Source organism: Bacillus cereus group sp. MYBK139-1 (assembly GCF_051916915.1).
Taxonomy (GTDB): Bacteria; Bacillota; Bacilli; order Bacillales; family Bacillaceae_G; genus Bacillus_A; species Bacillus_A pacificus.
On record NZ_JBQAHO010000001.1, the window covers coordinates 364377 to 383338 of the forward strand.

An 18962-nucleotide genomic window follows, 5' to 3' on the forward strand; every position below is an offset into this window, starting at 1 on the left:
GTTCCGAAAAACAGAGAGGAATGGTAAATTTGAATAACAAGACAAATTTTCTAATTTTTATTTTAGCAATTAGTTGTGGCTCACTTGCTGCAAATATTTATTATGCACAACCAATTGTACAATTCATTGCAAAGGATTTGGATATCTCTTCTGATTTATCTGGATTGCTTACTACTTTGACGCAAATTGGGTATGGATTGGGATTGTTTTTTATCGTACCAATGGCAGATTTATTTAAAAGTAAGAAGATAATAGGGATTCTTATCGGGATAACTATTTTTTCTTTAATTGGTACGCTAATTTCGACAAATGGAATTATTTTTTTACTATTAACAACTATAATTGGCATTGGAGCCTGTGCGGCTCAAATGTTAGTTCCGCTAACAATGAGGATTGTGCCTATTGAAGAGACGGGTAAATATGTGGGGAAAGTAATGAGTGGTTTATTGATTGGGATTATGATTGCTCGCCCATTATCTATCGGAATAGCTGACTGGTTCGGCTGGAGAATGGTATTCCTTGTTTCATTAATAATCTTAGTTGTTGTCTTACTGTTAATTATAAAATTTTTACCCAACTATGAAGTGATATCGACTAGTAACATGCGATATCCAAACTTAATAGCTTCTATGGTAAAACTACTACTACATACTTCTTCGTTACAACAAAGAGCTTTTTATCACGCATGCTTATTCGCAACATTTAGTCTTTATTGGACAGTTATTCCTATTTTATTAAGGTCAGAGCCATTACATTTCTCAAATAATGAAATTGCATTGTTTGGATTTGTTGCAATAGCTGGAGCTTTATTAACTCCTATTATTGGTAAAATAGCAGATAAAGGTTATATTTTTACAATGACTAATGTATCAATGGCGCTAGTATTATTATCAATCATACTATTATTTTTTGTTCAAGATCATTCACTATTTAGTATGATATTAATACTTATCTCAGGCATTTGCATCGATATTGGTGTAGCAGGAAATTTATTATTAGGTCAAAAAGTTATCTTTAGTTTGAATCCCGAGATAAGAAATAGACTGAATGGATTATATATGACTATTTTCTTTTTGGGAGGAGCCTTTGGTTCATGGATTGGAAGTTATACATACTATAAATTTAATAGTGAAGTAACTTTACTCATTGGAGCAGCTTTTCCTTTAATCGCCTTATTTGTTCATTTCATAATAAATAATACAAAACAATTATCTGAAACCAAAAGTAAATACATATCTTGACTATTCATTTCTCTAAAAAGTCAGGTTTAAAATCCAATGCGGGATACCTTTGAGGGGCATGGGAATCTTCACATTAGTTTAGTATTTTTGAATGTAAGTTTTTTTGGTGGTATTATCCGCTATAAAATGAATGTTATCATCGTTTTTGTATATAAAAAACGAACGTTTTTGTTATTTTTTCTTAAAATGTTCATATTTAGATTGCGTGTGCACTAAAAGTTTGATATATTACCAATATAATAATTTTACACATCATCACTCGTATATACTCGGTAATATGGTCCGAGCGTTTCTACCTAGTTCCCAATGAAAGAACTGGACTACGGGTTAAAGTATTCGGTCGCTCTATGTAATGTGGGCTACCGATTTATAATTTTGCATGTGCTTAATTAACTTTGACTACCGTAGTTCTAGAAAGTAGAGATTCTTCTACAATTTCTAGAACTTTTTTGTTTTGACCAAAAGCATCGAGTATAGAAAACAACAAGAGAAAAAGGAGATTATTTATGAAGAAGAATACGTTGAAAAAATGTGCTGTCCTAGTAACTACTGTTGCATTGTCATTCTCGATACTTGCGGGATGTAATGCGAGTCCGAAACAAGTTGAGGCAAAAAGCAATCAAAAACCAATCTTAATTCAAGGCCCAATGCCGATAGAAGCTGAAAAGTTTGCAAAAAGGTTAAAAAATGTCAAAGAAGAAAAGTCTGGAACTTTCGTATTTTATAAAGGAACTGTCGACAATTATCCTGTAATCGTAGCGAAAACAGGTAAAGGAATGGAAAATACAGCAGCCGCTACAGCAGTAGCTATTGAAAAATATAAGCCTCAGGCGATTATTAACCAAGGAACATCAGGTGGACATGATCCAAATTTAAATGTATTTGATATTGTTTTAGGAAAACAAGTTGCAAATATAGGTTCATTAAAAACAACAAATATGGATGAGAATCAAGGAATTGAGCCGACAAAATGGATATCTATGGATTTAATGGCTTCTGAAGGAAGTGCAGGGGAAGATCCAAATGCTGAGAAAATTCGATACTACGAAGGAGATAAGGATTTACTTGCAGCAGCTCATGCAGTAAAAGATAAATATACAAAGGGTAAAGTAGTTGAAGGTACGATTGGTTCAGCAGATGTTTGGAATAATGAAGTGGATAGAATTAAGTGGTTCCATACAAAATACGGTACATCTCTAGAAGAAATGGAAGGCGCTGCTGCAGCGCAAATCGCAAAAGCGTATGACGTACCATTTTTAGGAATTCGAGTGTTATCTAACAATAAAACAAACGGAGGAAAATACAATCCAAACACAGCAGCGGCAAATCAAGAATATGTATATGAAGTAGTTAAAAAATATATAGATTCAATGCAAAGTAAATAGTAGTAGTTCTGTCCCAGCATAAACGTCAAGTAACTGTAAATTTTTTCGAGACGGATAAACTTGTCTTAGGCATGGTAGTTGAAAAAGAAAAGCTTGTTTCTTATAAAAAATATAAGAAACAAGCTTTTTTATTTAAAATAAATTGGGTAATTAAACTATAACATCAATATGCATCGTTGAATATCATAATAATATAATGGAGGTGATGTTATTTGGCTCTTACTACAGGACCAATTGAAAACGTAGGAAATCAACCTGCTAATGCAAATAGAGTTAGGGTGAAAATCCTTAACCGTACTGCGGGTCCGCTTACTGGAGTAGCTAGAGTTTTTAGACTTGACGGTTCATTAGTGTTGATTGAACAGGTAAACTTCAATGTGAATTCTAATGCTTCTACTTTTGCAACTCTAAGTTTAGTTCATCCTGCTTTTGGACAAGCATTTGAATATGAAGTTCAAATTGTTCCTAATCAACCTGGTGGACTATATAGTGTTTATGGGCTAACAGCTGAAAGTGTTATCATTACTGCACAACGTGTTGTGAACTCAGAATTGACACAGTTTCTTTAATTAAAATAGATTGGTGCCTACATGGTACCCAATCTATTTTTGTACGTATTATTCAGAGAAAGAAAGATTTTACACAAAAAATAAAGACAGTTATGGAAAAAGGAAAAGTCGAGCTATCATCTTGATTTTTATTATTTCTGTCCTAAACTCTATCTTTTTTGTTGCATGGTTTTCTTTGAATGCTTTTTATTCAAAATGTTTTTTGAAGTATTTATCGAATATGCATTATTGCATAAATAAATGGAAGTTTATAAGTTAACATTAAACTACTTTTAAATTGTAAAGAATATTTTAACGTTCTTTGCTAAAGAGGAATACTCCTTGTGAAAATTAGAAAAGTCAAAAGTGTGGAAATGATACAGACTCAATAAAGTTTTGTATTAAATAAAAAGAAAAGGGGTATGGGCTTCTAAAAGCTTTCGGGGGTTAAAAAGCACGTTTTAGTTAATAGCTTCAAATTATATTTTAAAGGGGAAATGGGTATATGAAGTTTCGAAATACAAAAATTGCTATGGTTACACTATCTTCATTTTTTATTTTAGGTTCTGCATCTCTATCATTCACAGATACTATACACGGTGAAGTAGCTTCTGCATCACCACAAGAGATTACTGTAAAAAGCTATGACGATACATATTATAATAATGCAATAGGAAAGACTGGTTTAGAATTAAAGAAGGAACTTCATAATATTATTGATAATCATACAAAGTTATCATACAGTGCGGTTTGGGAAGCGCTTAGAGATACTGATGAAGATCCGAATAATAAAAATAATGTGATACTCTTATATACGGGGCGTTCGCAAGGGAAACTTACGAATGGTTCAGGAGTTGATAACTGGAATCGAGAGCATGTTTGGGCAAAATCACATGGTGATTTTGGAACGACTGCAGGACCTGGAACAGATTTGCATCATTTAAGAGCGACGGATGTATCTGTAAATAGTTCACGTGGAAATCTGGATTTTGATAATGGTGGCGTGAATCATTCGGAAGCGACAGAATGTAAATATGATAGTGATTCTTGGGAACCTCGTGATAGTGTAAAAGGAGATATCGCTAGAATGCTATTTTACATGGCAGTTCGTTACGAGGGAGACAACGGTGAAATAGACTTAGAACTAAATGAAAAGGTGAATAACAATAAAGACCCATACATGGGAAAACTATCCGTTTTACTAAAATGGAATGAACAAGACCCGGTCGATGATTTAGAGAGAAAGCGTAATGAAGTGATTTTTACGAAATATCAACATAATCGTAATCCTTTCATTGATCATCCGGAATGGGTAAATAAAATTTGGAACTAAAATAATTAAAGATATTTTACTTTGAGAAAAGGGATTGATCATTATGATTAATCCCTTTTTATATCTATACTAGAATAAGTGATTTTTATAGAATTGGAGAGGAAAATAGGATAGATATTTTATCAAGTTAAGTATAATACGAATCTTTTAATACGGTCCCCACTCAATATTAACCCCAACAATAAGAAAAATAAGTCCAATGATAAACCAAATAAATGCAAGAGGGGCCATAAAACGAATCCATTTTCCGTAAGAAATGCCGCTCGCTGCGAGAACGCCCATTAAAACACCGGAAGTTGGATTGAGGCAGTTCACTACACCTTCGCCGAGCATAACAGCTTGTACTGTAACTTGGCGTGTAATGTGCATGAAATCAGCTAACGGAGCTAATATCGGAATGAAAATAACAGATTCACCTGTACCGGATGAAATGAGGAAATGTAATGCAGCACTACTTACATACATACCGATAACGCCAAATACAGGGCTTTGTCCTTCGAGAGACTGTGCGAGTTGATTAACAATTGTATCAAGCAATTTGCCTTGTTCTAAAATGACTGAAATACAACGAGCCATTCCGACGATCAAAGCACCGTATATGAGATTTTGGCAGCCTGTTAGAAAAGTAGAAGCGATATCGTTTGCTTTCATACCACCTATTATTCCCGCTGTAATGGCGATGAAAATAAAGGTAGCGGTCATTTCTGCGTCTGTCCAATGTAGGCGGAAAGCGCCTATTAAAAATACAATTAATGATAAAGCTGAAACGAGTAAAATTAATTTGTGACGTATTGTCCAAGGAACTTCAGTTTTTTCTATTTCTTTCTCACTTGAAAGAGCATTACTTGGAAACCAGTTATCTCCGAGTATGCTTCCTTTATTCGATTTTTTTAAGCGTTTTACGTACCAATTAATATAGATAATCGTAGCAAGTAAAAAAGAGATATAAATTGCTGTACGTAAACCAATTCCCGAAAACATCGGAAGTTCTGCGATTTTTTGTGAAATACCTAAAGGTGAGGGAGATAAAATAGTAGCATTAAAACCAGCATAAGTGCCTAAATAAATAATTGCTACGCCAACGATAGCGTCCCATTTCAATGTGCGTGCAACGATGATGCCGATGGGGATAAAGCCGATAACTGAGTTAACGATAATGCCAGTCGTTCCGAGAATAGAAAAGAGTGCGGCGACTATACAAATGAAAAGGAATTGCTGATTACGAAATTTATTAATAACATGATAGATTAAACCGTCTAGAGCACCTGTTTTTTCAAGAATGGCAATAGCGCCACCTGTAAATAAAATTAAAAAGATGATTGGAGCAGCAAGTGTCATTCCTTTTTCAATAGCGGTAAAAAAAGAAACAAACCCTACCGGTGATTGCGGAACAGAATGGTAACTTCCTGGTATTGTCGTTGTAACAGTCCCGTTAGTAACTCTTTTAAATTCTCCAGCAGGAACGAAATAAGTAGCTATTGCACAAAGTAAAGCAATAAAAAATAGTAGTACGTACGCGTCAGGCATTTTAAACTTTCGTTTACTAGGTTGTTTTTTCACCTCAGTTTGTAATTGCATAAAATCCCTCCTTTTTCACTTGGTTAATTTTAAATATTCTGAAATTTATCTGTGAAATAGATTATAATAAAGGTGGCTTCTTAAGGCAATAGTTTTTCTGTCCTTTCCCGCACATACAAATTATTGCAACATTAGACAGGGAAACGAAAAGAATCCAAGAATATGTTAAATAGAAAGTAGAAGGAAAAGAGGGAAAAAGATGTGGAAAACTACGGATCTATGTGATGAGTTTGAAAAGGAATTGCAAATATGTCGCCAATCTTTTCGGTCTTTTGGGAAGAAAGAACAATTTCACGGGAAAATTGCAACTGTAAAAGTGAAGGATGATAATGTACTAGTGAAGGAAGGGTTGCAAACATTACCAGAAGGAATGGTATTAGTTGTTGATGGCGGCGCATCTACGAATTGTGCGTTACTCGGTGATAATTTGGCAGCTATTGCAGAAGAAAGAAAGCTAGCAGGAATTATTGTGAATGGATATGTTCGTGATTCTAGTGAACTAAAGAATGTTAATATAGGTATTTTAGCGTTAGGAACAATGCCGAATAGAAGTGTAAAAGAAGGGAAAGGAGAACGAAATATTTCATTGCAATTTGGAGGAGTAGAATGGAAGCCGAATGATTATGTGTATGTGGATGAAGATGGCGTCATTATTAGTGAAAAAAGTTTGCATCGTTAAAGGTTAGTAAGTTACTATTCTTAGAAAATAAATCCGATAAAGCATGGACAAAATTCTATGTCAATAGTAAAATAATACAGAAATTTATAATTTACAGAATGTATAGGTTTATCGTTTTACGATAACTTAAATGGAAGTAAGTTGTGCCTAGAAAAGTGAATGTTATCACAATGATACGTTCATGAACAAAATTATTTTTCCTATACAAATATAGCCGCGAATGATGCGGGTAGGAGGTGTTGCACAGTTTGTTCGACACTTACAAAAAAAGAGTGTCAATTGCACGCCCTTGAAGGGCCTTTTTTTGTGTGAATAGTAGTAAGGGAGGAAATTTTGGGATGGCAATGTTAAAAAAATGGCTGCTTACGTCGATAATGGCAGTTACACTTGTATTTGTTTCTTTTGCAAATACAGTACATATTACGTTTGCTGAAGGAAATACAGCAAAACTTGCAATTGTTGGTGAATCACAAAAGGGTATTATGTTATGTCCGAAAGAAGAGCAAATTAAAGATGGGGAAACAGCGTTAAGCTTGCTGCAAAAAGTCATGGGGGACAAAGTAGAAGCTGAAACGATGTCGTTTGGAACGTATGTAAAAGGCATTGATGGGCTAATAGCCGGGGCTACAAGTGGCTGGCTGTATGATGTAAATGATAAATCTGCAGAAGTTGGAGCGGATAGTTATAAATTAAAATCTGGAGATGTTGTTGTTTTCCGCTTTGTTTCAGACTGGAGCAATATGAGCCAAGAAACATTACAACAAACATTAGATAAATTTGGTACTTGTAAAACGGTAGAAGAGCCAAAGACAGATGATCCAAAACAAGAAAAACCAGAAGAACCAAAAACAGATGATCCGAAACAAGAAAAGCCAGAAGAACCAAAGACGGATGATCCAAAACAAGAAAAGCCAGAAGAACCAAAAACGGATGATCCAAAACAAGAAAAGCCAGAAGAACCGAAGACGGATGATCCAAAACAAGAAAAACCAGAACAACCAAAGCAAGAAAACATTCAAGTTCCAGCAGTACAAGTAAATGACGCAATCTCTAAAACATCTGAAAAGATGTTACAAGATGGAATTGAAAGCGATTGGGTAGCTTTAGGTCTTTCTCGTTCTGGAAAGAATGTTCCAATCGAGGCGAAATTAAATTATGTTAAGGCTGTAACTGAAAAAGTAGAAAAGCGCATTAACCGTTTTTTAGCGACAGATTTAGCTAGAACGATTATTATGATGAATGCAATGAATGCAGACCCAAAAATGGTAGGCGAACATAATTTAGTTCAAAAATTGTACGAATCAGATAAAGTGAATTCTGTTACAGGTTATACATTTGCTTTACTTGCATTTGATACGAAAAAATATGAAATTCCAGTAGATTCAAAATGGAATCGAGTTGCTTTAGTAGATGCACTTTTAAACGCGCAACATACAGATGGCGGCTGGACTTACGATAGCGCAAGCAGTAAAGATAGTGCTAGTAGCGTTGATGTAACAGGTATGGTTTTATCAGCATTAGCTCCTTATCAAGAGCGAGAAGATGTGAAACCAGCTGTGCAAAAGGCTGTTGCATACTTATATAATCAGCAACTAGAAAATGGTGGTTTCTCTGCTGATGGACAAGAGAATTCTAATAGTGCTGCGCAAGCTATTATTGGATTATCCCTTGTGAAAGATGTAGATCAAAACCGTCTTCATAAGGCAGTGCAAAATCTATTGTCATATCAACTTCCAAATGGTGAATTTAAATGGTTACCAGGCGATCAAACCGGTAGCGGAATGGCAACAGAGCAAGCATTATTAGCTTTACTTCAGTTTAAAGATCTTGGAAAATCGATTTATGACTGGTCAACGGAATCTGTTATTGAAATCGATAAGAAACCAAATGTAGATTCAGAAAATGTTGTAGTAGAAAAAGAAGTTACTGAACAACCAGAAGAACAAAAACAAGTGCAACAAGAAACAAAAGATGACAATTTAAAAGTTGTTGTTGATAACGAACCGGTTAAAAATAAAAAATCCGGAAATGGTAGCACACTACCAAAAACAGGAGCATCTTCTCATAGTGCAGCGACAGAAGTAGGTATGGGTGTATTATGTATTGCTTCTGCATATGTATTATGGAGACGTAAAGCAGCTTAACAAAAATTAGGAGCAATCATTTGCTCCTAATTTTATTATGAAAGGTGAGAGACAACATGAGTAAGATGAAATGGTTTATTTCTTTACTGCTTTCACTCGGACTACTTGCCGGATGTGAAGAGGCAGCTGTAAAGCCTGAGAAGAAAGTAGAACCAAAGCAAGAAGAAGTAGCAAAACAAGAAGATAAAAAAGATGAAGCGAAACCGGAAGAAAAACCGGAGGAAAAACAAGATGAACAGGAACAAAATAAGCAAGAAGAACAGAAAGAGAAACAAGAACAAAAAGTAGAAGCGAAACCGAAAGAAGAAAAGCCGCAGGCACAACCGGAAGTAAAGAAGGAAGAAAAACCTCAGGAACAGACTGCTGCTAAGCAACCAGAACAGCAAAAAGCACAAGAAGAGAAACAACAAGAGCAACAACCGAAAGCACCAGAAGTAAAAGAAGAAGCGAAGGTTGTAAATCAGCCGAAAGAAACACCGAAACAGGAGCAAAAAGTTGATCCGAATAAAGAGGAGAAAACGATACCGACTCAGACTGTTCCAAAGCCAGTACCACCAAAAGTAGATATAAAACCAGAACCACCTAAACCACAAGCAAAACAAGTCACTATCTCAGTAAAAGGTAATGAAGGTTACTTATTAGGTGCAAAAAAGATGGATGTACAAGACGGAGATACTGTTTATAAAGTATTGCAGCGTACAGGTTTAGATGTGGATGCAAGTGGATCTAAAGGCGATGTTTACGTAAAAGGGATTAATGATTTATATGAAAAAGATGTTACTGCTACTAGTGGATGGAAATATCGTGTGAACGGTGCGTTTCCAAACCATAGTGCAGGTGTAGTTACAGTAAAACCAGGCGATACAATCGAGTGGGTGTTTGTATTAAAATAAGAAAGGCATTCGGTAAAGGACTATGAAAATAAGTTTTTCTTCTTTACATCCTTTTGTGAATTTTTTCTATTATATCGGGGTGATGATACTATGTATGATGTGTCTTCATCCTCTTTTTTTAATTGGAGCAATACTATTAATCGTTATAATCAATTTGATGCAAGGGAATAGCGAAAAGATAAGAAAGATGTTACCAAGCACAATTATATTCTTTTTTATGGTCATTTTATTTAATTCGTTATTCACGCATAGAGGTCGAACTACGTTATTTTGGTTAGGTGATAGTCGTATTAAACTTGAGGCAATTATGTTTGGACTAGTAATGGGATTATTACTAGTTGCGATTATGTTTACGTTTGCTTCGTACAATGATATTATTTCAAGTCATAAATTTTTATATTTGTTTTCTAGAATTTCACCGAAAGTAGCATTGTTAACGATGATTACAGTGAGATTTGTTCCTTTGTTTATGAGAAGATTACAGAAAATAACACTCGCCCAAAAAACGAAAGGTGTACAAGTAGATGCAGGTTCCATTATGGAACGCGTGAAAAATGGTATGCAATTATTGCAAGTATTATTAATTTGTTCATTAGAAGATGCATTACAAACGGCAGATTCTATGCAAGCTCGTGGATTTGGTGTAACGAAACGTACGACTTATATTCGGTATAGAATGGAAAGACGCGATTGGTATACGCTCAGTTATTTAAGTATTCTATTTATAGCTGCTATTATATGTAGTACGTATGGCGGAGGGAAGTTAATCATTTATCCGAAAGTTGAATCGATTCTATTTCAGCAATACGATGGGATGATGTTTGTCGTATCTACGATGTTTATTAGTTTACCAATTATAATGGAAGGACGGGAATGGATATGGTGGCGCATGCAGAAATAAACAATTTATCATTTGTATATGCTGATGAACACGAAAAAGCGTTGCAGCATATTTCTCTTTCTGTTCAAAAAGGAGAGTTTATTGCACTTGCTGGAGGATCAGGATCCGGGAAGACGACTTTATTAAAACATTTTAAAAAAGAATTACTTCCAATTGGTAAGCGTACTGGGGATACATATTATGATGGTACTTTATTAGAAAATGTACCGGACTTGTTATCTGCCCAAGAAATTGGCATGGTATTTCAAAATCCAGAAAATCAGCTCGTAATGGATACGGTCATTCAAGAATTAGCATTTTCTTTAGAAAATATCGGATTACCATCTCACATTATTCAAAAACGAATAGCCGAGCTTATTAGCTTCTTAGGATTCCAAGATTTATTGCACCAATCTGTTCATACGTTATCTGGCGGGCAGAAGCAACTTGTCAATTTAGCTGCGGTATTAGTTATGCAACCGAAGTTACTATTATTAGATGAACCAACTGCGCAGTTAGATCCAATTGCTGCGAAAGAGTTTTTAGGGTTGTTAAAGCGTATTAATGAAGAACTTGGCATTACGATCGTTTTAAGTGAACATCGTTTAGATGAGGTAATACCACTTGCTACGCGCGTTATTTGTATGAATAACGGCCGAATCGTGTATGATGGTAGTCCGAAAAGGGTTATAGCGAACATGTGGGAAGTAGAAGGATTTCGTCCATTTATTCCACAAATTCCAAGATTGTTTTTAGAGTGGAATGCGAAAGATATACCATTTACAGTGCGAGAAGCACAAATGAAAATGAATGATTTTTCAGCGATATCATATGTAAATGAGCCAATAGTACAAAGGGAAAAACAAGAAGTCATTTTAAGTGCAGAGCATATTTCGTTCCAATATGAAAAGAGTAGTCCGCTCATTTTACGAGATTTAACAGTATCGATTGAAAAAGGAAAATGGGTAGCTCTCGTTGGAAAGAATGGGACAGGTAAGTCTACACTGTTAACGATTTTAGCAGGGTTACAAAAAGCGAGAAGAGGGAAAGTAAAGTGGAATGGGAAAGTGATACATAAAATTGATTCGAAAGAACGATTTAAAAGGATCGGGTATGTATCGCAGCATCCATATTATCATTTTACATTTGATACAGTGTGGGACGAGGTGTATGAACGAGCGCGTGAATTATACGGAGAACAAGGAAAAGAAATAGCAGAACAGCAGCTTAAAAAGTTTTGGCTATATGCACTTAAAGAACGCCATCCGCATGATTGTAGCGGGGGAGAGCAACAATTACTTGCATTATGTACGACGTTATTGTCAAAGCCGACTTTATTATTACTGGATGAACCGACAAAAGGACTAGATCCGTGGAAGAAAGAAAGAGTAGGAGAGTTATTTAGGAAACTGCAAAAAGAAGGGACAACAATTGTAATGGCAACGCATGATATTGAGTTTGCAGCGAAATACGTGGATCAATGCATGATGTTATTTGATGGAGCAGTCATTATGAATGATGCACCGAAAGAATTTTTTAGTGGCAACTTCTTTTATACAACCTCTATCAATCGATTTATTCGAAAAGAATTGCCATATGCATTAACGTGGGAGGATGTGTACGAAGCGTGTCCAAACGATATGTTGCATTCATAGTATGTATTTTTGCAGTGATAATAGGCACATTACTTTTTACTACACTTATCATGGACGGTTATTACATGTTAAGTAGTTTGTTTTTATTAGTTGTTATTATGTTACCTTTCTATATCCGTTTTGAAAGGAAGGCGTTTGTTTCACGTGAAATTGTTCTCGTTGCTGTGTTAGCAGCAATTGCAGCAGTGAGCCGTGTACCATTTTCTATTTTACCAAGTGTACAACCGACTTCTTTTGTCATTATTGTTTCTGCAATCGTGTTCGGAAGTGAAACTGGTTTTATGATTGGTGCAACAGCGGCTATCGTATCTAACATTTTTTTAGGACAAGGTCCGTGGACGCCGTGGCAAATGTTTTCATGGGGTATGATTGGTTTTATAGCTGGATTATTACGTAATACATTTTTAATGAAAAAGCTATGGGGAAGACTGCTATACGGATTGTTTGTTGGATTTTTATTTGGCTGGATTATGAATTTCTGGGGGCTTCTCGGTTTTATACGAGAGGCGACCTGGGAAACAGCCATTTCGTATTATATCGCAAGTTTTTATTTCGATTTGAGCCATGCGATTTCGAATGTTGTGTTCTTACTACTATTTAGTACGTCTTGGATTACGATTCTTACAAGATTTAAAAAGAAGTACGGCATATTAGATAAGCATAACACGGCATAGAAAGGCATACTCATATAAGGTAGGGTCGCGACTTACATATTCGTTTGCCTCTTTCATGCTTCTTACATATTGTAAGGAGCATTTTTCTGTATATTTTTTTATCATAACGGCAATAATTATGACGTATGCCATTTGAAAAAACTTCCCACCTTATGATGGGAAGTTTTTTCACTCTTGTTCTAAAATGTGAACGGTGTAATCGCAGCGTTGAATAGCTTGTTCGATCGCATAAAGAGATTGCTCAATACGAGCGCGATTAAAATCTTTTTCAACAGTCTGTAGTGCTTCTTCTAAACAATGTTTTGCTTCTTGTAACGATTGAAAAGAATCTTGTACATATCCGCGAGCATTTTGATGCATTTCATAATCCTCCTTGCATACTCATATATGTATAGTATGAACAGTAAAGAAGAAAATATAATTCGTTATATTTGTTTGACAATTAAAATGAAATTACGTATAGTAAGAATTAAGTGAATATTTTCTTATCCAGAGAGGTGGAGGGACTGGCCCGATGAAACCCAGCAACCGCGATGCAGGTGCTAATTCCAGCAGAACAAATTTGTTCTGGGAGATAAGACGAAGATATATACGTAACTTCTTCTTATCGGAGAGGTTTTTTTATTGCAAAAAAACCGATTACGAAAATTTATATTAAGAAGAAAGGGGTTGCGAAGTACTGTGACACTCGAAAAATACGTCAAACTGCGTAGTACAGTTTATGAATATATGATAGAGCAAGATAAGCCAATATCATTGTTAGATATTCAAGAACATATCGTTTCGCATCATGAAGGAAAATTCACGAAAAAGATGTTACATCAATTTTATTTATCAAGATTATTAGATGAACTGAAACTGGATGGGAAAATTACATTAGCTGATGAATATCTCTATGCTGAAAAAGGGGTATTTTATAAGGCGAGAAAAGGGAGCTAAGCTCTCTTTTTTTTGAAGTATGTAGAGTAAAAGACTGCTTAAGCAGCCTGATACAGGGAATGGTGTTGAGTGTGTAGTGTCAAAAATTGAATGTGCCTGAAAGAGGCAATTCATATCGGCTGCAAATGAAAAGAGACACCTTCGCCGAATAGGTGTCAGTCGTTTTTGTCATATAGACTTGCTATTTGACAGTTATTAGAATAACATGCAGTGGCTCTAGAAGTCAAAAGGGAATTAAAGGAAGAGGTGCTATGATGTACGCTTACTTATTACATGATATAACGAAGTGGATTCCTAAGTACATTATGGATAAAGGTTATGAATATTATGAAGATGGACATGTAGAAGATGTTGAAATACAAGACAAGAAAATATTTGCTTTCGTTACTGGAAATGCAGGAAACTATGAAGTGATTATTGATCTTGAAGATTTTACAGAAAGTAGCTGCGAGTGTCCGTATGAGAATCTTTGCAAGCATATGGCGGCAGTTGTTTATGATATTCAAGATGCTGGTGAGAGTAAGGTGAAAGAGAAACTGAAAGGTTTAGAAAAGGAAGAGTTACTAACGGTACTACATCGCTTGTTACAAAGTTCAAAAAACGTACAAATTGTAGAGAAGATGTTAAAGAAGGGGAAAATTTAACTTATAGAGGGAGTTGTTTTGTAGTGAATGTACTAATTGTATACGCTCATCCTAGTCCTTCAAGCTTTAACGCGGCGATTTTAGAGCATGTGCAAAAAGGATTGCAAGAAACTAATCATTCGGTTACAGTACTTGATTTATATAAAGAGCAATTTGATCCCGTCCTTGTCTTTAATGAAGAGAAGAAAAGACGTGATTTAGTAAATGAAGAAGAAACAGCTCGGTATAGAACGTTGGTGGAAGAAGCGGATACGCTACTCTTTATATATCCAATATGGTGGTGGGGGATGCCTGCTATTTTAAAAGGATTTATTGATCGCATTTTCGTAGCTGGATTTGCTTATAAATATGAAGGGGCCCTGCCGAAAGGCTTATTGAAAGGTAAGAAGGCATGGGTAATTAATACGTTAGACTCACCGTTATGGTACGTCGCATTACTATATCGATCAGCAGATTGGATTATAATGAAGAGAGGTGTTTTACGTTTTTGCGGCATTCGCGATATAAAACGGTCAGTATTTCAATCTGTAAAAACGAGTAAACGAGAGAAGCGGGAAAAGTGGTTATTACAAATAGAAGAAAAGGCTCGTACACTATGAATGAAATGGAACGTATTATAAAGTGTTGCGGGGATGACAACGAACTTTTGCGAACGTATATTACATGTTTACTTCAATTGAAAAAATGTAGCGAAACGTTTGAACAAATTCAAAAACAATTAAGAAATGATTATTTAATAAGAGGAATTTGTGAAAGAGAAGTTGATGAGGTAATAATGGGAAGTAAAGAATATGAAACATATTTTCTTCCTAAAGTGTTACAGTGGAATTTTTTGAGGGAACATCCACACCTAATCGGAAAAATTTGCGAAGATTTTTTTGCATTTGAGTCATTACATCTTACGGAGAATAGGTGGGAAACGATTATAAATTGCGTGGGAAATAAGAGATTTATTATATAAAAAAGCTAGTATAAAACTAGCTTTTCGTTTAAATAAATAAGAAACATAGACTTATGATAAATCCTGCATATAGTAAGTTCACGACGCAAAATCCCATAATATCACGAGCGCCTAAACCAGCTATTGCCAATGCCGGTAATGCCCAGAAAGGTTGAATTAAATTCGTCCAAGCATCGCCCCACGCAATGGCCATTGCTGTTTTTGCAGCAGGTACACCAAGTTCAGCACCAGCTGGAATCATAATGGGCGCTTGCACAGCCCATTGACCGCCACCAGATGGAACGAAAATATTAACGATGCCAGCACTTAAAAAAGTAAAGAGTGGGAAAGTCGTTTCGTTTGAAATGCTAATAAAGAAATTTGAAATAGCTCCTCCAAGTGAAAGTCCTTCACTATTTGCTCCAATCATCATGCCCATAATTCCTGCATAAAATGGAAACTGAAGCAAAATACCAGAAGCACTTTTCGTAGAGTCTGAAAAAGCACGAATATATTGAATCGGAGTGCGGTGGAAAATAAGTCCAGCAATTAATAACATAAAAATAACGATGTCTAGCGTAAGGTTAAAACCTTTCGTATAAAAGTAATTGAAAATATAAATGAGACCTAACAATCCAACGCAAAGTGTAATAATGATGCTATTTTCCATTTTCTCAGCGAACGTATTGTTTCCTACTTCTTGAGCGGCAGCTTCTTCATGGAATACGCTAGGATCTACCGTTATCGTATGTTTTTCATCTGGATGCATCGCTTTATTAATGAGAGGCATCGTAACGAGAAAAATAATAACTGGCACGAGAGCGTATGGTGAGAATAACGTTTCTGTTATTGGAATCGCTTCTTTTATACTTCCTGCTGTCGTTTTCATTAACGTTTCACCGCCGGTTGCTAACGTAAGAGGAATAGAAGCAGAAAGCCCCGCATGCCAAATGAGAAATCCAGAGTAAGAAGAGGCAATGGCTAACCTATAATCTAATCCTTCAAGTTGCCTTGCTACTTCCTTTGCATATAAAACAGATACAACAATACCAAAGCCCCAGTTTATGTACGCCCCTAGTAAACTTACGATTGAAATGGCAATAATACCTTGTCCATTCGTTTTCGGTAGTCTTGCAGCTTTCGTTAATCCTTTTTTAATGAGAGGAGCGTTTGCTAAAGCAGATCCTGTCACGAGTACAAGTGCCATTTGCATAGAAAAGGCGAGAAGCCCCCAAATTCCATTCCCCCAGTGATTAATCATTTCCACAGGTGTTTGGTGCGTTGCAAACATGCCGAAGAAAATAACAAAAACAGTTAATAAACATGATAAAATAAACGGCTCTGGCAAGAAACGTTGCACTAAGGCGACGCAACCATTTGTAAAAGAACGAAACAAAATAGATCAACCTCCTTATGTATATGTATTACAATTATTCGAGGTTGTTTTGTACATAACCTTTTAAAAATAGAAAATTCTGATATTTTTAGAGGGATTGAAATATGTTCAAGAAGAGTAGTAGCATCATCACCCTGACAGAAAAAGTTGCTTTTTCCCTAATATGAAATATTGCATATAAAAATGAATTGATGCAAATGTAAAAGCTTATTATAATGAAAGCATAAATATACAACACATTTTAATACAGCAAAGAGGAGGAAGTAATATGGAAATCGCAATGGCAGTTTTAAAATTTTTAGGTGGAGTAATTCCGTTAGTTCAAGAACTTTTAAAAGCGTTTATGTAAGTTTATTCGTTAGCTATCATGTATCAATCATTATTATTATATCTTACTAAAAAAGAACGGGGTGATTTTTCTGAATGTTAAGAAAAATACCAAAAGAAGAAAGTTCCTTGCATGTTTATTAGTTAGTCTATCCACTCTTAATTATTCATCTATTTCTTTCGCAGAAACACAAGCCGGTCGTGCAACTGATATAGCTAAAAATGCTAGTAGCATTGATACTGGTATAGCAAACCTTACATATAATAATCAAGAGGTTTTAGCTGTAAATGGTGATAAAGTAGAGAGTTTTGTTCCGAAAGAAAGTATCAATTCAAATGGTAAATTTGTAGTAGTGGAACGTGAGAAAAAATCACTTACAACGTCACCAGTCGATATTTCGATTATTGATTCTGTAGTAAATCGCACGTATCCAGGAGCTGTACAACTTGCCAATAAAGCTTTTGCAGACAATCAACCGAGTTTATTAGTGGCTAAGAGAAAGCCTTTGAATATTAGTATAGACTTACCTGGTATGAGAAAAGAAAATACCATCACTGTCCAAAATCCGACATATGGTAATGTAGCTGGAGCAGTAGATGATTTAGTATCTACTTGGAATGAAAAGTATTCCACAACACATACGTTACCTGCAAGAATGCAGTATACAGAATCTATGGTTTATAGTAAATCGCAAATCGCAAGTGCTCTTAATGTTAATGCGAAATATCTTGATAACAGTCTGAACATTGATTTTAATGCAGTTGCAAATGGAGAGAAAAAAGTGATGGTGGCGGCATATAAGCAAATATTCTATACCGTAAGTGCTGAACTACCTAACAATCCATCCGATCTATTTGATAATAGTGTTACTTTTGATGAGCTAACTCGTAAAGGAGTAAGTAATTCAGCTCCACCTGTTATGGTCTCAAATGTAGCTTATGGCAGAACGGTTTATGTAAAATTAGAAACAACATCTAAGAGTAAAGATGTACAAGCTGCTTTTAAAGCTTTACTTAAGAATAACAGTGTCGAAACGAGTGGACAGTACAAAGATATTTTTGAAGAAAGTACCTTTACTGCTGTCGTATTAGGCGGAGATGCGAAAGAGCATAACAAGGTTGTTACAAAAGATTTCAATGAAATTCGAAATATTATTAAAGATAATGCTGAATTAAGTTTTAAAAATCCAGCATACCCAATTTCTTATACAAGCACTTTCTTAAAAGATAATGCAACTGCTGCTGTTCATAACAATACAGATTATATCGAGACGACAACGACAGAGTATTCAAGTGCTAAAATGACACTTGATCATTACGGTGCTTACGTTGCTCAATTTGATGTATCTTGGGATGAATTTACATTTGATCAAAATGGGAAAGAAGTACTAACACATAAAATATGGGAAGGTAGTGGAAAAGACAAAACAGCTCATTACTCTACGGTAATCCCTCTTCCGCCAAATTCAAAAAATATAAAAATTGTAGCAAGAGAATGTACAGGTCTTGCATGGGAATGGTGGAGAACAATTATTAATGAACAAAATGTTCCATTAACAAATGAAATAAAGGTTTCAATTGGAGGAACAACATTATATCCAACTTCTACTATTAGTCATTAGGTTGGAGAAAAGCGCCCTGTTTATAGGGTGCTTTTTTACTTAGGTGAAAGTAGATCGGGGTTTCTCCCCATCAAGCTAAAAAAG

The 18962-nt window shown here is 35.3% G+C and carries 18 protein-coding genes and 2 riboswitches; of the genes, 15 read left to right on the top strand and 3 right to left on the bottom strand.

The genetic code is table 11. The features are described from left to right. Positions 1-20: 20 nt before the first annotated feature. The 4 genes from ACTFRS_RS01900 (at position 21) to ACTFRS_RS01915 (ending at position 4507) form a co-directional block, all read left to right on the top strand. Positions 21-1241, top strand: coding sequence for an MFS transporter (locus tag ACTFRS_RS01900; RefSeq protein ID WP_242294547.1), 1221 nt, complete (start codon positions 21-23; stop codon positions 1239-1241). Positions 1242-1480: 239 nt separating this feature from the next. Beyond that, a riboswitch (purine riboswitch) is annotated at positions 1481-1584 on the top strand. A 163-nt stretch (positions 1585-1747) separates the two neighbouring features. Further along, positions 1748-2626 carry a 5'-methylthioadenosine/S-adenosylhomocysteine nucleosidase gene (locus tag ACTFRS_RS01905; RefSeq protein ID WP_139866141.1) on the top strand — a complete coding sequence of 293 codons (879 nt, stop codon included), beginning with the start codon at positions 1748-1750 and terminating at the stop codon, positions 2624-2626. Between the two features lie 212 nt (positions 2627-2838). Then, positions 2839-3195 (top strand): hypothetical protein, encoded by a 357-nt coding sequence (locus tag ACTFRS_RS01910; protein WP_001968922.1) that lies wholly within the window; start codon positions 2839-2841, stop codon positions 3193-3195. 484 nt (positions 3196-3679) lie between these two features. Beyond that, positions 3680-4507 carry an endonuclease I family protein gene (locus tag ACTFRS_RS01915; protein ID WP_000672191.1) on the top strand — a complete coding sequence of 276 codons (828 nt, stop codon included), beginning with the start codon at positions 3680-3682 and terminating at the stop codon, positions 4505-4507. A gap of 147 nt (positions 4508-4654) precedes the next feature. On the opposite strand, the gene ACTFRS_RS01920 is transcribed toward ACTFRS_RS01915, so the two are convergent. Beyond that, on the bottom strand, positions 4655-6085 hold the full coding sequence (locus ACTFRS_RS01920) for a YfcC family protein (RefSeq protein ID WP_139866140.1): 1431 nt from the start codon (positions 6083-6085) through the stop codon (positions 4655-4657). Positions 6086-6284: 199 nt separating this feature from the next. Here ACTFRS_RS01920 and rraA point away from each other — a divergent pair, with 199 nt between their 5' ends. The 6 genes from rraA to ACTFRS_RS01950 all read left to right on the top strand — a co-directional run bounded on the left by rraA (position 6285) and on the right by ACTFRS_RS01950 (position 13010). Further along, the gene (gene rraA / locus ACTFRS_RS01925) at positions 6285-6764 is read left to right on the top strand and encodes a ribonuclease E activity regulator RraA (protein ID WP_242294548.1); all 480 of its coding nucleotides are present in this window, start codon (positions 6285-6287) and stop codon (positions 6762-6764) included. A 338-nt stretch (positions 6765-7102) separates the two neighbouring features. Next, positions 7103-8908, top strand: a complete 1806-nt coding sequence (locus ACTFRS_RS01930) for a DUF4430 domain-containing protein (RefSeq protein ID WP_440024398.1) — start codon at positions 7103-7105, stop codon at positions 8906-8908. Between the two features lie 56 nt (positions 8909-8964). After that, positions 8965-9801, top strand: coding sequence for a DUF4430 domain-containing protein (locus ACTFRS_RS01935; RefSeq protein ID WP_139866137.1), 837 nt, complete (start codon positions 8965-8967; stop codon positions 9799-9801). A 22-nt stretch (positions 9802-9823) separates the two neighbouring features. Continuing rightward, positions 9824-10702, top strand: a complete 879-nt coding sequence (locus ACTFRS_RS01940; protein WP_242293949.1) for an energy-coupling factor transporter transmembrane component T — start codon at positions 9824-9826, stop codon at positions 10700-10702. Next, positions 10675-12336: an ABC transporter ATP-binding protein gene (locus ACTFRS_RS01945; protein WP_000367694.1), complete on the top strand. Its 1662-nt coding sequence runs from the start codon at positions 10675-10677 to the stop codon at positions 12334-12336. The genes ACTFRS_RS01940 and ACTFRS_RS01945 overlap by 28 nt, the downstream gene beginning before the upstream one ends. After that, complete coding sequence (locus ACTFRS_RS01950; protein WP_139866134.1) at positions 12309-13010, top strand: ECF transporter S component; 702 nt, start codon at positions 12309-12311, stop codon at positions 13008-13010. Before ACTFRS_RS01945 ends, ACTFRS_RS01950 begins: the two co-directional genes overlap by 28 nt. A 168-nt stretch (positions 13011-13178) precedes the next feature. Here ACTFRS_RS01950 and ACTFRS_RS01955 read toward each other — a convergent pair whose 3' ends face one another. Further along, positions 13179-13370 carry a hypothetical protein gene (locus ACTFRS_RS01955; protein WP_000554030.1) on the bottom strand — a complete coding sequence of 64 codons (192 nt, stop codon included), beginning with the start codon at positions 13368-13370 and terminating at the stop codon, positions 13179-13181. Between the two features lie 122 nt (positions 13371-13492). Next, positions 13493-13591: riboswitch (SAM riboswitch) on the top strand. 100 nt (positions 13592-13691) lie between these two features. Here ACTFRS_RS01955 and ACTFRS_RS01960 point away from each other — a divergent pair. The 4 genes from ACTFRS_RS01960 (at position 13692) to ACTFRS_RS01975 (ending at position 15554) form a co-directional block, all read left to right on the top strand. Further along, the gene (locus ACTFRS_RS01960) at positions 13692-13949 is read left to right on the top strand and encodes a hypothetical protein (protein WP_000171475.1); all 258 of its coding nucleotides are present in this window, start codon (positions 13692-13694) and stop codon (positions 13947-13949) included. A 254-nt stretch (positions 13950-14203) separates the two neighbouring features. Further along, positions 14204-14593 (top strand): SWIM zinc finger family protein, encoded by a 390-nt coding sequence (locus tag ACTFRS_RS01965; RefSeq protein ID WP_242293951.1) that lies wholly within the window; start codon positions 14204-14206, stop codon positions 14591-14593. A 23-nt stretch (positions 14594-14616) separates the two neighbouring features. Continuing rightward, entirely contained in the window at positions 14617-15192 is a 576-nt protein-coding gene (locus ACTFRS_RS01970) for an NAD(P)H-dependent oxidoreductase (RefSeq protein ID WP_242293952.1), read from the top strand. Then, complete coding sequence (locus ACTFRS_RS01975; protein WP_242293953.1) at positions 15189-15554, top strand: group-specific protein; 366 nt, start codon at positions 15189-15191, stop codon at positions 15552-15554. The genes ACTFRS_RS01970 and ACTFRS_RS01975 overlap by 4 nt, the downstream gene beginning before the upstream one ends. A gap of 28 nt (positions 15555-15582) precedes the next feature. Here ACTFRS_RS01975 and ACTFRS_RS01980 read toward each other — a convergent pair whose 3' ends face one another. Next, a complete protein-coding gene (locus tag ACTFRS_RS01980) occupies positions 15583-16929 on the bottom strand; it encodes a short-chain fatty acid transporter (RefSeq protein ID WP_000490025.1) in 1347 nt (448 codons plus the stop codon). Positions 16930-17339: 410 nt separating this feature from the next. On the opposite strand from ACTFRS_RS01980, the gene alo reads away from it, so the two are divergent. Further along, positions 17340-18878 (top strand): anthrolysin O/cereolysin O family cholesterol-dependent cytolysin Alo, encoded by a 1539-nt coding sequence (alo, locus tag ACTFRS_RS01985; protein ID WP_242293954.1) that lies wholly within the window; start codon positions 17340-17342, stop codon positions 18876-18878. Positions 18879-18962: the final 84 nt, after the last annotated feature.